This is a genomic window from Isoptericola sp. NPDC055881, from assembly GCF_053615895.1.
This window is the reverse complement of sequence record NZ_JBSHCR010000052.1, coordinates 17,135-30,533: the sequence shown is the minus strand read 5'-3', so window position 1 is coordinate 30,533 and position 13,399 is coordinate 17,135. Positions and strand designations below refer to the sequence as shown.

Here is a 13,399-nt window from a genome sequence, read left to right as displayed (position 1 = left end):
CGACGGCGAGGGCGACCCCATGGTCATCGACTGGCGCGCACCGGTCTCGCAGCCGTTCTACCGGGCCGCCAGGAAGGACCCGATGAACCTTGAGGATCGATTCAGCACGCACGTTGCTTCCCGGGGGGGTCACGCCTCCAGCAGCACCGCCGAGCCCTGGCCGCCGCCACCGCACAGCGCGGCGACGCCGACCGACCCCGGCCCGAGCTGCTGGAGCCGCCGCGCCAGGTGGCCGACGACCCGCGCCCCGGACGCCCCGATCGGGTGCCCCAGCGCGATCGCGCCACCGTTCGCGTTCACGAGCTCCGGGTCCAGACCGAGCCGGTCCACCGACGCCAGCACGACGGCGGCGAAGGCCTCGTTGATCTCCACGGCGGCGAGGTCGCGCGGGGACAGTCCCGCACGCTCGCAGGCCGCGGTGATCGCGTTCGCGGGCTGGGCGTGCAGCCCGACGTCAGGCCCCGCGACCAGCGCGTGCGAGCGCACCCGCACCCCGGTCAGCCCGCGGTCGGCGGCGACGTCGTCCGCCACGAGCACCAGGGCCGCCGCGCCGTCGGAGATCTGCGACGCGTTGCCCGCGGTGATCGTGCCCTCCTCGCGGAACGCCGGGCGCAGCCGGGCCAGCCCGTCGGGCGTCGAGTCGGGGCGCACGCCGTCGTCGGCGTCCACCACGACCGCACCCCGCCGCCCCGGCACCTCGAACGGCACGATCTCCTCCGCCAGCAGCTCGGCCGCCTTCGCCGCCCGCGTGTGCGACGCGACGGCCAGCGCGTCCTGCGCCTCGCGCGTGTTCCACGCCGCGGCCGCCATGCGCTCCCCGTGCCGCTCGGTGCTGAGCCCCATGGACTCGCGCTCGAAGGCGTCGGTCAGCCCGTCGTGCGCCATCGTGTCGACCAGCTCTACCGGCCCGAACTTCTGCCCCGCGCGCGACCCCACCCACGCGTGCGGCGCGAGCGTCATCGACTCCATCCCCACGACGGCGACCACCCGCGCCTCCCCGCCGGAGATCAGGCGGTGCGCCTGCACCACCGCCTCCGCCCCCGACAGGCAGACGGCGTTGAGGGTCACGGCGGGGACGGTCATCGGGACGCCCGCCCCGACCCCCGCCTGCCGGGCAGGGTTCTGCCCGGCGCCGCCCTGCAGCACCTGCCCGCCCAGGACCATGTCCACCTCGCCCGGCTCGACGCCCGCCGCCGCGAGCGCCGCCGTCAGCGCGTGCGCGCCCAGCGCCGTCGCCGGCACGGACGCGAACGCCCCGTTCGACCGCACGAACGGCGTCCGCCGGTACCCCACGATCACGCTCATGACTGTGCCTCCTCGACCGGCGCCGTGGCGCCGTCACCCGTCCTGCTCTCGTCCTCCAGGTCCACCAGGACCTCCGCCTCCGTGGCCTCGCGCACGTCGTCGACGCTCACGCCCGGCGCGAGCCGGCGCAGCACGAACGCGGCCTCCAGGCCGTGGTCCGTCATGTCCAGCACGGCGCGGTCCGTGACGACGCGGTCGACGACGCCCTCCCCCGTCAGCGGCAGCGTGCAGCGGCTGCGCAGCTTGGGCGTGCCGTCGCGGGCCACGTGGTCCATGAGCGCGACGATGCGGCGCGCGCCGACCACGAGGTCCATCGCGCCGCCCATCCCCTTGACGAGCTTGCCGGGCACGGTCCAGCTCGCCAGGTCACCCGTCGCGGACACCTGCAGCGCGCCGAGGATCGCGATGTCGACGTGCCCGCCGCGGATCATCGCGAACGACGCCGCCGCGTCGAAGTAGCTCGCGCCCGGCACCGCGGTGACCGTCTGCTTGCCCGCGTTGATCAGGTCCGCGTCCTCGGTGCCCTCCACGGGGAACGGGCCGATGCCGAGCAGGCCGTTCTCGCTCTGCAGCGTGATCCCCACCCCGGGCGGCAGGTGGTTCGCCACCAGCGTCGGGATGCCGATGCCGAGGTTGACGTAGTCGCCGTCGTGCAGCTCCGCCGCCGCGACGGCCGCCATCTCGTCCCGCGTCCAGGTCATGCCGCACCTCCCGCCGTCGTCGCGTCCGCCCTGCTCTGTTCCGTGCTCTGTTCCGTGCTCTGGTCCGTGTTCTGGTCCGTGCGCTGTGCCGGGCGCACCGTGCGCTGCTCGATGTCCTTGACCCGCTCGCGCGCCAGCACGAGGCGGTGCGTGTAGATGCCCGGCGTCACGACGACGTCCGGGTCGATGGGCTCGTCGGTGATCTCCTCCGCCTCGACCACGGTGACGCGACCGGCCGTCGCGATCACGGGGTTGAAGTTGCGCGCCGTGTACCGGTAGACGAGGTTGCCGAACCGGTCCGCGCGACGGGCGTGCACCAGGGAGAGGTCGGCCACGATGGCGCGCTCCAGCACGTACCGGCGACCGTCGATCTCGTCGACCGGCTTGCCCTCCGCGACGGGCGTCCCCACGCCGGTCGGCGTGTAGAAGGCGGGGATGCCCGCGCCGCCCGCGCGGAGGCGCTCGGCCAGCGTGCCCTGCGGCACGAACTCGACCTCGAGCGCGCCGTCCAGGTACTGCTGCGCGAACAGCTTGTTCTCCCCCACGTACGACGCGAGCACCCGCCGCACCTGGTCGTTCTCCAGCAGGATGCCGAGGCCCTTGCCGTCCACGCCCATGTTGTTGGACACGATCGTCAGGTCCCGCACCCCGGAGTCGCGCACCGCCTCGATGAGGTCGTTCGGGTTGCCGCTCAGGCCGAAGCCCCCGACGGCGATCGTCATGCCGTCGTGCAGCAGGCCGTCCAGCGCGGCCACGGCGCTGGGCTGCCGCCGGTCCCCCGCTCTCGACGTGGTCCTCGTCATCGTCGTCCCCCGTTCTCCTCGACCGTACGTCCGACGGCGGCTCCCTCGGGAGTGCCGCCGTCGCCCGGGCCCGGCTGTCCCGCCGGTTCCGCTGGTTCCGCCGGCGCGGCCCGGCGCAGCACGGCCTCGGCGTGCCGCAGCAGCGGCGCGTCGACCATCTGCCCGCCGACGGTGAGCACGCCAGGGTCGGCGCCGCCGTCCACGGGCAGGCCGGCGAGCGCCTCGGCGCGGCCCGCCGCGGCGGCGAGCACCTCGCGGGCGCGCTCCACCTCCGCCTCCGACGGCGCGAAGGCGGCACGCACGACGGCGACGTGGCTGGGGTGCACGCACATCGACGCCACGAACCCGCTCGCTGCGGCGTCCTGCGCCTCGGCCCGGAGCCCCGCGAGGTCGTCGAGCTCCAGGTGGACCGCGTCGATCGCCGGCTTGCCCGCCGCGCCGGCGGCGAGCAGCACCGCGGACCGCGCGTGCCGGGCGACGTCCCGGTAGCCGCCGGCCGCGTCCCGGCTGGAGGTGCCGTGCAGGGAGGCGACCAGGTCCTCCGCGCCCCACGCGAGCGCGACGACGTCGGGCCGGGCGGCCAGAGCTGGCGCGGCCAGCACGCCCGCGGCGGTCTCGCACAGCGCGACGACGGCGTACGGCCGCCCGTCGGGAGCCAGCAGCGGGCCGACGAACCGCCCGTCCGCCTTCGGCAGCATGACCGTGCGGTACGGCGTGCCCGCCAGGGCGGCCAGGTCGACGTCGTGGTCGGGCGTGCCCACGGCGTTGACGCGGACGACGACGCGGTCCGGGTCGAGCGGGGTGCGCACGAGCGCCGCCCGGGCGTCGTCCTTGCGGCCGGGTGCGACGGCGTCCTCGAGGTCGAGGATCACGGCGTCCGCGCGGTCGAGCGCCTTGGCGTACCGGTCGGGCCGGTCGGCGGGGCAGAACAGCAGCGCCGGGCCGAGCGTGAACGGCGCCGGGTTCACAGGACGCCCTCGCCGTGCTCGCTCGCGCGCCGGTGCTCGTGCTCCTCGTACCCCTCGCGGGTCCACATCAGCACCGTGCGGACGGCGCGCGCCACGACGTCGCCGTCCTGGTTGCGTCCGGTGTGCTCGAGCGTGACGACCCCCTGTCCGGGGCGGGACCGGGACGGCCGCCGGTCGGCCACCGTCGTCTCGCCGTAGAGCGTGTCGCCGTGGAACATCGGGTGCGGGAAGGCCACCTCCGCGAAGCCGAGGTTGGCCACGATGGTGCCGCGCGTCAGGTGCGCCACCGACAGCCCGACCAGCGTCGCCAGGGTGAGCATGGAGTTCACCAGCGGGCGGCCGAACGGCTGCGTCGCCGCCCACGCCGCGTCCAGGTGCAGCCCCTGGGGGTTCATGGTGACGGACGTGAACAGCACGTCGTCCGCCTCCGTCATCGTGCGCCCCGGCCGGTGCACGTACCGCACCTCCGGCTCCAGCTCGTCGTAGAACAGCCCGCGCTGCACCTCGTCACGCATCTCCCTCTCCCCCTCCTCCGTCCGTGCCGAACAGGTGGTTACGCACGTTCTGACGCGTCAGAACGTGCGTCACCACCTGTTCGGCGACGGGCCGGTTCACGACGCGAGCCCGAGGTCCCGGGCGATCACCATGAGCTGCACCTCGGTGGTGCCCTCGCCCACCTCGAGCACCTTGGAGTCCCGGTAGTGCCGCGCGACCGGGTTCTCGTTGAGGAAGCCGTAGCCGCCGAAGATCTGCGTGGCGTCGCGGGCGTTGGCCATCGCCGCCTCGCCGCCGACCAGCTTCGCCACCGACGCCTCCGCCTTGAACGGCTTGCCGTGCACCTGCTTGAGCGCGGCGTCGAGCCAGCACAGCCGCGCCGAGTGCACGCGCGCCTGCATGCGCGCCAGCGTGAACGCGATGTGCTGGTTGCTGCCGATGGCGTGCCCGAAGACGGACCGCTCGCGCGCGTAGCGCAGCGCCTCCTCCAGGCAGCCCTGGGCCGCGCCGGTGGCCAGCGCGGCGAAGGCGATCCGGCCCTCGTCGAGCGCGCGCAGGAAGTTGGCGTACCCGCGGCCGCGGTCGCCGAGCAGGTTCGCGGCCGGGACGCGCACGCCGTCGAGCGTCAGCGGGTGGGTGTCCGAGGTGTGCCAGCCCACCTTGTCGTAGCTGGGTCCGACGACCAGGCCCGGGGTGCCCGCCGGGACCAGGAACGACGACAGCTCCGGGTGCTCCCTGCCGTCCTCCGCCGTCCGCCTCCCGGTGACCGCGGTGACGGTGATGACGCTGGTGATCGGCGTGCCCGAGTTGGTGATGAACTGCTTGGAGCCGTCGATCACCCACTCGCCCGCGCCGTCCGGGCCGGCGCCCTCCTCCAGCCGCGCCGTGGTGCGCGTGGCGCCGGCGTCGGACCCGGCGCCCGCCTCCGTGAGCCCGAAGGCCGCGAGCGCCCGGCCGGAGACCAGGTCCGGCAGCCAGCGCTGCTTCTGCGCCTCGGTGCCGTGCCGGAAGATCGGCATCATCCCCAGCCCGACCCCCGCCTCGAGCGTCACCGCGATCGACTGGTCCACCCGGGCGAGAGCCTCGACGGCGAGGCACAGCGACACGTAGTCCTTGCCCTGCCCGCCGACGTCCACCGGGAACGGCAGCCCGAACAGCCCGAGCTCGCCCATCTGGGCGATGATCTCCACCGGCAGGCGCCGCTCCGTGTCGTACGTGTAGGCGGCCGGCGCCACCACCTCGTCCGCGAACTCGCGCACGACGGCGCTGAGCTTCCGCTGCTCGTCGGTGAGCACGGTGGACTGGGTCTCGCTGATCATGACGCTCCTCGGGTGTCGGAGTGTGCTGCCGCGACGGCGGGGTCTGCCGGCGCGGGAGCGGGGTCTGCGGGTGGTTCGACAGGTTCGACGGGTTCGACAGGTTCGACAGGTTCGACGACGGCGACGACCTGGTCCAGGCGCACCTGGTCGCCCGCGCGCACGTCGACGCGGACGACGCCGGGGACGGGCGCGAGCAGCGGGTGCTCCATCTTCATCGCCTCGACCACGACGACGGGCTGGCCCGCAGCGACGACGTCGCCGTCCGCGACGGGTACGGCGGACACGGTGCCGGGCATCGCGACGCGCATGGTGGTGCGCGTACCGCCGGGCCCTGCGCCGTCGTGCCCAGCCCCGTCGTTTGCCGCGGCCCGGTCGGCGCGCCGCCGTGCGGCCCGTGCGGCCCGGTCGGGCACCGCGTACGACGACGTCCGCCCGTCGACGTGCACCCACACCCGCGGTGCTGTGGGTACGGAATCGGCGGGAATTCCGGCCGGAATTCTGACCGTTTCCGTACCCACAACGGTGCGGGTGCGGCCGTCGACGGTGAGCAGGTGGCGGCCGTCGCCGGCGGGGCGCAGCGACGCGCGGACGGGCTCGCCGTCGGCGACCTGCACGACGGCGGCAGTCGGCGTTCCGGTGACCGCGACGGCGTGCTTCTCGCCCGTCGCGTCGACGAGCACCACCCGGCGCGGCGCCGCCGGCGCGTTGAGCCGCCAGCCGTCGACGTCGGCCCACGGCCCGGAGGGCGCGTCGTCGCGCACGAGCACGAGCAGCGCCGCCGCGACGAGCGCCGCCTCGTCGTCGGACGACGGCTGCCGTCCCTGCGCGACGAACCGGTCGATGAGCCCTGTGTCGAGGCGGCCGGCACGGACGTCGTCATGGGCGAGGAGGTCGCGCAGGAAGCCGGCGTTGGTCTCCACGCCCAGCACGACGACGTCGCCGAGGAGGCCGTCCAGCCGGGCGAGCGCCTCGGCCCGCGTGGGCGCCCAGGTGACCGCCTTCGCCAGCATCGGGTCGTAGTCGCCCGTCACCTCGGCGCCGGCGCGCAGCCCGCTGTCGAGGCGCCGCGGCGCGGCCCCCGGTCCCGCGGCGACGCCGGCGTCGTCGTAGCGCAGCACGCGCCCCGCCGCGGGCAGGAACCCTCGCGCCGGTGACTCGGCGTACAGGCGGGCCTCGACGGCGTGCCCGCGCAGCGTGACGTCGTCCTGCGTCAGCGCGAGCGGCTCCCCCGCCGCGACGCGCAGCTGCAGCTCGACGAGGTCGAGCCCGGTCACCAGCTCCGTGACCGGGTGCTCCACCTGGAGGCGGGTGTTCATCTCGATGAACCAGAACGCGCCGGGGTCGTCGCCCGGCACGAGGAACTCCACCGTCCCGGCGCCGACGTACCCGACCGACCGCGCCACGGCGCACGCGGCCTCGCCCAGGCGGGCCCGCGTCGCGTCGTCGACGACGGGCGACGGCGCCTCCTCGACGACCTTCTGGTGGCGGCGTTGCAGCGTGCACTCCCGCTCGCCCAGGTGCACGACCGCGCCGTGGGTGTCGGCGAGCACCTGCACCTCGATGTGTCGCGGCCGCTCCACGAGTCGCTCCAGCAGCAGCCCGTCGTCGCCGAACGACGACGCCGCCACGCGCCGCGCCGAGGCGAGCGCGCCCGGCAGGTCGTCCGCCGCGCGCACCACCTCCATGCCCTTGCCGCCGCCGCCCGCCACGGGCTTGACCAATAGCGGGAACCCGACGTCGCCGGCCGCCGCGACGAGGGCTGCGTCGTCGAGCCCGTCCTCGACGGTGCCGGGCAGCACCGGCACGCCGTGCGCGGCGACGAGCCGCTTCGCGGCCGCCTTGTCCGCCATCGTCTCCAGCGCGGTGACGGACGGGCCGACGAAGACGATCCCGGCCCGCTCGCACGCCCGCGCCAGCGCGGGGTTCTCGGACAGGAAACCGTACCCGGGGTGGATCGCGTCGGCGCCGGTCGCGACGGCGGCGGCGACCACGGCCTCCACGTCCAGGTAGCTCTGCGCCGCCGGGGCGGGGCCGATGCGCACGGCGACGTCCGCCTCGTGCACGTGCCGGGCGTCCGCGTCCGCGTCGGAGTACACGGCGACGGACCGGACGCCGAGCCGGCGCAGCGTGCCCAGCACGCGGCACGCGATCTCGCCCCGGTTCGCGACGAGGACGGTGGTGAGCTCTCGGGTACCCGGGACCGTGGCGCCGGTAGCCATGCCGCTCATGCCGCTCACATCCGGAAGAGCCCGAAGCGGGGCTCGGGGTCGGTGGCGGACGACGGCGAACCGGGCAGCGGCGTGCGGGCGCACACCGCCAGGGCCAGGCCGAGCACGCGCCGGGTGTCGGGCGGGTCCACGATGCCGTCGTCCCACAGGCGCGACGTCGCGTGGTACGGGTCGCCCGCCGTCTCGTAGCCGTCGCGGATCTCCGCGCGGAACGCCTCCTCCTCGCCCGCGTCCCACTGCTCGCCGCGCCGCGCGAGCTGGTCGCGCTTCACCGTGGCGAGCACCGACGACGCCTGCGCGCCGCCCATCACGGAGATCCGCGACCCGGGCCACGACCACAGGAAGCGCGGCGAGTACGCCCTCCCGCACATCGCGTAGTTCCCCGCGCCGAACGAGCCGCCCACGATGACGGTCAGCTTCGGCACCCGGGTGGTCGCGACGGCGGTGACCATCTTCGCGCCGTCCTTCGCGATCCCGCCCGCCTCCGCGTCACGGCCGACCATGAACCCGGAGATGTTCTGCAGGAACAGCAGCGGGATGCCGCGCTGGTCGCACAGCTCGACGAAGTGCGCGCCCTTGAGCGCCGACTCGCGGAACAGCACGCCCGCGTTGGCCAGCACCCCGACCGGATGACCGTGGACCCGCGCGAAGCCGGTGACGAGCGTGGTGCCGTACTCCGGCTTGAACTCGTGCAGCTCGCTGCCGTCGACGATCCTCGCGATGACCTCGCGCGGGTCGTACTGCTGCTGCACGTCGACCGGCACGGCGGCGTACAGGCCCTCCGGGTCGACGACGGGTTCCCGGGAGGGCGCGACGTCCCACGCGGGTTCCGGGTCGGGCGGCAGCGTGGCGACGATGTCGCGCACGAGGTCGAGGGCGTGCTCGTCGTCGTCGGCGAGGTGGTCGACGACGCCGGACCGCCGCGCGTGCAGCTCCCCGCCGCCGAGCTCCTCGGCGGTGACGTCCTCGCCGATGGCCGCCTTCACCAGCGGCGGACCGCCGAGGAAGATCGTGCCCTGACCGCGCACGATGACGGTCTCGTCGCTCATCGCGGGCACGTACGCGCCGCCGGCCGTGCAGGATCCGAGCACCGCCGATATCTGCGGCACGCGGGCCGCCGACAGCTTCGCCTGGTGGTAGAAGATCCGCCCGAAGTGGTCGCGGTCCGGGAACACCTCGTCCTGCCGCGGCAGGAACGCGCCGCCCGAGTCCACGAGATAGACGCAGGGCAGCCGGTTCTCCAGCGCGATCTCCTGCGCGCGCAGGTGCTTCTTCACGGTGAGCGGGTGGTAGGTGCCGCCCTTGACGGTCGCGTCGTTGCACACCACCATCACCTGCCGCCCGCTCACCAGCCCCACGCCGGCGATGACGCCGGCGCCCGGCCACGCGCCGACCTCGTCCGGGCCGGCGTCCACCCCGTACGCGGCGAGCGGCGCGACCTCGAGGAACGGGCTCCCCTCGTCGAGCAGCCGGGCCACGCGGTCGCGGGGCAGCAGCTTGCCGCGCGACGTGTGCTGGTCGCGCGCCCGCTCGGTCCCGCCGAGCGCGGTCACGGCCGTGCGCTCGCGCAGGCGGTCCGCGAGCGCCCGCTGGGCCGCGTCGTTGGTGCGGGCGGCGTCGGCACGAGGGTCGACGGCGGAGCTGAGGACGGTCATGCGCGCTCCTCTCCTTCGGCACCCGGCAGGAGCAGCGCGAGCCCCGGGTCGGCGAGCACGGCGCCCAGCTCGGCCAGGAAGCGCGCGCCCTGCTCGCCGTCCACCACGCGGTGGTCGAACGTCAGGCTGAGCGTCGTCACCTGCCGCAGCGCGATCTCGCCGTCGTGCTCCCAGGGGCGGCGCGCGACCTGGCCGAGGCCGAGGATCGCCGGCTCCCCCGGGTTGAGGATCGGCGTGCCGGAGTCGACGCCGAAGACGCCGATGTTGGTGATCGTCAGGGTGCCGTGCACGAGCCGCTCGGGTGCGGTGCGGCCGGCGCGCGCCGTCGCCGTGAGGTCGGTCAGCGCGGCGGCGAGGGCCGGGAGCGACAGGGTGTCGGCGGCCGGGACGTGCGGCACCACGAGCCCGCGGTCGGTGGCCACGGCGATGCCCAGGTTCACGTGCGCGGGGCGCACGATCTCGGCCTCGCCGTCGGGCAGGTCCACCCAGCGGCTCGTGAGCGACGGGTGCGCGGGCAGCAGCGCGCACACGGCGCGCGCCACCAGCGCGAGCACCGTGATCCGCTGCCCGCCCGCCATCGGATGCGTCTTGAGCCGGGCGAGCAGCTCCATGCTGGCGGTCACGTCCACCGTGAGGAACACCGACGCCTGCGGGGCCGCGGCGCTCGCGACCATCGCCGCGGCGGTGTGCTTGCGCACGCCGCGCACCGGGGTGCGCGTCTCGCCGGTCGTCGGGCGCGGTGCGGGCGCGGTCGCCGACGTGGAAGGCGAGCCGGACGTCGAGCCGGACGGCGAGCCGGACGCTGAGCCGGACGTCGAGCCGGTCGCCGCCTCGACGTCGTCCCGCGTGATGCGCCCGTGCGGGCCGCTGCCGACGACGGTCGTGAGGTCGATGCCGCGCTGGCGCGCGAGCGCCCGCACCACCGGCGTCGACCGGGGCCGTTCCCCCCGGTCCGGCGCGGCAGAGGCAGCGGGGGCGGCAGCGGGAGCGTGGGCGGCGGCGGCAGCGGGAGCGGCAGCGCGGTCGGTCGGCACGTCGCGGCGTCGTCGTCGCGCCGGGCGTCCCGTGCGCTCGGGGCGCGCGCCGTACCCGACGAGGTTCGGCTCCGGCGCGTCCCCCGAGCTGTCAGACCCAGGTGCCGCCATACCGTCACGTGGTGCTGACACCTCTGGGGCGCGGGAGTTGTCAGAACCAGGTACCGGCTGAGCGTCACGTGGTTCTGACAGCTCGGGGGCGGGGGCGCCGTCGGCCAGGTCGAAGGTGATGAGCGGCTCGCCGACCTCGACGGTCTCGCCCTCCTCGGCGTGCAGCGCCCGCACGACGCCGGCGCACGGGGACGGCAGCTCCACCAGCGCCTTGGCGGTCTCCACCTCGGCGATCACCTGGTTGAGCTCGACGGCGTCACCCACGGCGACGCGCCACTCCACCACTTCGGACTCGGTCAGCCCCTCGCCCAGGTCGGGCAGCCGGAACTCGCGGGTCGCCATCACGCTCCCACCTCCACGCCTGCGGTCGGGCCGGCCGCCGGGACGCGCCCCAGCACCCGGTCCACGCCGACGAGCACGCGGTCGAGGTCGGGCACCTGGTTGCCCTCGAGCTTCGCCGGCGGGTAGGGGATGTCGTAGCCGGTCACGCGCACGGGCGGCGCCTCGAGGTAGTCGAAGCAGCGCTCGGTGACGGCGGTCGCGATCTCGGCGCCGACGCCGGCCTGCCGCGGTCCTTCGTGCAGCACGACGAGCCGACCGGTGCGCCGCACGGAGGCGGCGATCGTGTCGTGGTCGATCGGGGAGAGCGAGCGCAGGTCGATCACCTCGACGGAGACACCTTCGTCGGACGCGGCGACGGCGGCGTCCAGGGCGGTCGCGACGTGCGAGCCGAACGTCACCAGCGTGACGTCGTCGCCGTGGGCCACGACGCGCGCGGCGCCCATCGGTGCGGCGTCGTCGAGCGGCAGGTCCGCATCGACCTCCCCCTTGACGTGGTAGCGCCGCTTCGGTTCGAAGAACACCACCGGGTCGTCGCACGCGATCGCCTGCCGCAGCACCGTCGCGGCGTCCTGCGGGTTCGACACGGAGACGACGCGCAACCCGGCGGTGTGCACGAAGTACGCCTCGGGCGACTCGGAGTGGTGCTCGGCGGCGCCGATGCCGCCGGCCACGGGGATGCGGATGGTCACGGGCAGCTTCACCGCTCCGTTCGTGCGCGCGTGCATCTTGGCCAGCTGGCTGACGATCTGGTCGAACGCCACGTAGACGAAGCCGTCGAACTGGATCTCCACGACCGGGCGGTACCCGCGGTACGCGAGGCCGACGGCGGTGCCGAGGATGCCGGACTCGGCCAGGGGCGTGTCCACCACGCGGCGCGGCCCGAACTCGGCCTGCAGCCCGTCGGTGACGCGGTACACGCCGCCCAGGCGGCCGATGTCCTCGCCGAGGACCAGCACGGACGGGTCGTCCGTCATCGCCCGGCGCAGCCCGGCGCCCAGCGCCTTGGCGAGGGTGAGCGTCTGGGTGGTCATCGGGCGGCCCCCTGTTCGTTGCTGGTTCCCGTCACGTGCGTCCCGTTCTCCGTCGGGTCGGCGAACCCGGCCAGGTAGGCCGCGTGCTCGGCACGCTCGGCGGCGACCGTGGGGTGGGGCTCGGCGTACACGTGGTCGAAGACGCTGAGCGGGGGTGGGTCCTCGATGGCGGCGACGCCGGTCCGCAGCTCGGCGGCGACCGCGTCGGCCGCTGCCCGCACCCGCGCTTCGTCGTCGTCGGTGAGCAGGCCGTCGGCGCGCAGGTAGGCGGCGAGCCGCGCGATCGGGTCGCGCTCGGCCCAGGCGTCCAGCTCGGACGGGTCGCGGTAGCGCGTGGGGTCGTCGGCCGTGGTGTGCGGGCCCATGCGGTAGGTCACCGCCTCGACGAAGGTGGGGCCGCCGCCGGTGCGCGCACGGTGCAGCGCCTCCCGGGTGACGGCCAGGACGGCGAGCACGTCGTTGCCGTCCACCCGGACCCCGGGGACGCCGAAGCCCGACGCGCGCTGCACGAGCGGCACCGCCGACTGCAGCGTGACGGGCTCGGAGATCGCCCACTGGTTGTTCTGGCAGAACAGCACGAGCGGCACCTGCCAGGTGGCCGCGAAGACGAACGCCTCGTTGACGTCGCCCTGGCTCATCGCGCCGTCCCCGACGTAGGCGACGACGGCGGCGGTGCCGTCCGCGTCCGGCACGACGACGCCGCGCTCGACGTCGGCCTGGATCCCCAGCGCGTAGCCCACGCCGTGCAGGGCCTGCGCGCCGATGATGACCTGCGGCGTCGCCATGTTCACGGCGTACGGGTCCCAGCCGGACGCCGTGACCCCGCGCCACACGCGCAGCAGGTCCACCGGGGAGACCCCGCGCTTGCGGGCCACGGCATGCTCGCGATAGCTGGAGAACACGAAGTCGTCGCTGCGCAGCGCCGCCGCCGACCCCACCTGGGCGGCTTCCTGGCCCTGCAGCGGTGGCCACAGCGCCAGCTCGCCCTGCCGCTGCAGCGCGGTCGCCTCGGCGTCGATGCGCCGGGCCACGACCATCTCCTCGTACAGCGCCAGGAGCGTCGCGCGGGACTCGTCCGTGCCCGCGTCGACGTCTGTCAGCCAGCGGTCGAGCGCCGGGTCGGGGTGCCGCACGCCCTTCACGTCCAGCAGCCCGACCGTGCCCTTCGCACCGTCGTCCGTCCTCGCTGCTGTCGTGCTGGTCGTGCTGGCCGTGCTGGCCGTGCTGGCCGTGCTGGCCGTGCTGGCCGTGCTGGCCGTGCTGGCCGTGCTGTCCGTCGTTCCGTCCGTCGTTCCGGACGCCGTCTCCGTCCGCGCTCCACCCGCTCGTGACAGGTCGTCGCGGGACGTCGAACCCATGGTGCTGGGCATCGTCGCCTCACCTCGTGTGTCGCCGGTTGCTCCTCGT

11 protein-coding genes are annotated in these 13,399 nt (G+C 75.0%); all 11 read right to left on the bottom strand.

Annotated elements, in window-relative coordinates:
- Window positions 1-129: 129 nt before the first annotated feature.
- Complete coding sequence (locus ACWGKI_RS15285) at window positions 130-1,305, bottom strand: acetyl-CoA C-acyltransferase (protein ID WP_452188079.1); 1,176 nt, start codon at window positions 1,303-1,305, stop codon at window positions 130-132.
- On the bottom strand, window positions 1,302-2,006 hold the full coding sequence (locus tag ACWGKI_RS15280) for a 3-oxoacid CoA-transferase subunit B (RefSeq protein WP_380244917.1): 705 nt from the start codon (window positions 2,004-2,006) through the stop codon (window positions 1,302-1,304). Before ACWGKI_RS15280 ends, ACWGKI_RS15285 begins: the two co-directional genes overlap by 4 nt.
- Window positions 2,003-2,809, bottom strand: coding sequence for a CoA transferase subunit A (locus tag ACWGKI_RS15275; RefSeq protein WP_452188077.1), 807 nt, complete (start codon window positions 2,807-2,809; stop codon window positions 2,003-2,005). The genes ACWGKI_RS15280 and ACWGKI_RS15275 overlap by 4 nt, the downstream gene beginning before the upstream one ends.
- Window positions 2,806-3,777 (bottom strand): HpcH/HpaI aldolase/citrate lyase family protein, encoded by a 972-nt coding sequence (locus ACWGKI_RS15270; protein ID WP_452188076.1) that lies wholly within the window; start codon window positions 3,775-3,777, stop codon window positions 2,806-2,808. The genes ACWGKI_RS15275 and ACWGKI_RS15270 overlap by 4 nt, the downstream gene beginning before the upstream one ends.
- The gene (locus ACWGKI_RS15265) at window positions 3,774-4,292 is read right to left on the bottom strand and encodes a MaoC family dehydratase (RefSeq protein WP_380244914.1); all 519 of its coding nucleotides are present in this window, start codon (window positions 4,290-4,292) and stop codon (window positions 3,774-3,776) included. Before ACWGKI_RS15265 ends, ACWGKI_RS15270 begins: the two co-directional genes overlap by 4 nt.
- Before the next feature lie 96 nt (window positions 4,293-4,388).
- Window positions 4,389-5,591, bottom strand: a complete 1,203-nt coding sequence (locus tag ACWGKI_RS15260) for an acyl-CoA dehydrogenase family protein (protein WP_380243979.1) — start codon at window positions 5,589-5,591, stop codon at window positions 4,389-4,391.
- Window positions 5,588-7,819 carry an ATP-binding protein gene (locus ACWGKI_RS15255; RefSeq protein WP_452188073.1) on the bottom strand — a complete coding sequence of 744 codons (2,232 nt, stop codon included), beginning with the start codon at window positions 7,817-7,819 and terminating at the stop codon, window positions 5,588-5,590. Before ACWGKI_RS15255 ends, ACWGKI_RS15260 begins: the two co-directional genes overlap by 4 nt.
- A gap of 5 nt (window positions 7,820-7,824) precedes the next feature.
- The gene (locus tag ACWGKI_RS15250) at window positions 7,825-9,474 is read right to left on the bottom strand and encodes a carboxyl transferase domain-containing protein (RefSeq protein WP_452188071.1); all 1,650 of its coding nucleotides are present in this window, start codon (window positions 9,472-9,474) and stop codon (window positions 7,825-7,827) included.
- Entirely contained in the window at window positions 9,471-10,961 is a 1,491-nt protein-coding gene (locus ACWGKI_RS15245) for a dihydrolipoamide acetyltransferase family protein (protein WP_452188081.1), read from the bottom strand. Before ACWGKI_RS15245 ends, ACWGKI_RS15250 begins: the two co-directional genes overlap by 4 nt.
- Entirely contained in the window at window positions 10,961-11,992 is a 1,032-nt protein-coding gene (locus ACWGKI_RS15240) for an alpha-ketoacid dehydrogenase subunit beta (RefSeq protein WP_380243982.1), read from the bottom strand. Before ACWGKI_RS15240 ends, ACWGKI_RS15245 begins: the two co-directional genes overlap by 1 nt.
- Window positions 11,989-13,362, bottom strand: a complete 1,374-nt coding sequence (gene pdhA, locus ACWGKI_RS15235; protein ID WP_452188068.1) for a pyruvate dehydrogenase (acetyl-transferring) E1 component subunit alpha — start codon at window positions 13,360-13,362, stop codon at window positions 11,989-11,991. Before pdhA ends, ACWGKI_RS15240 begins: the two co-directional genes overlap by 4 nt.
- Window positions 13,363-13,399 lie beyond the last annotated feature (37 nt).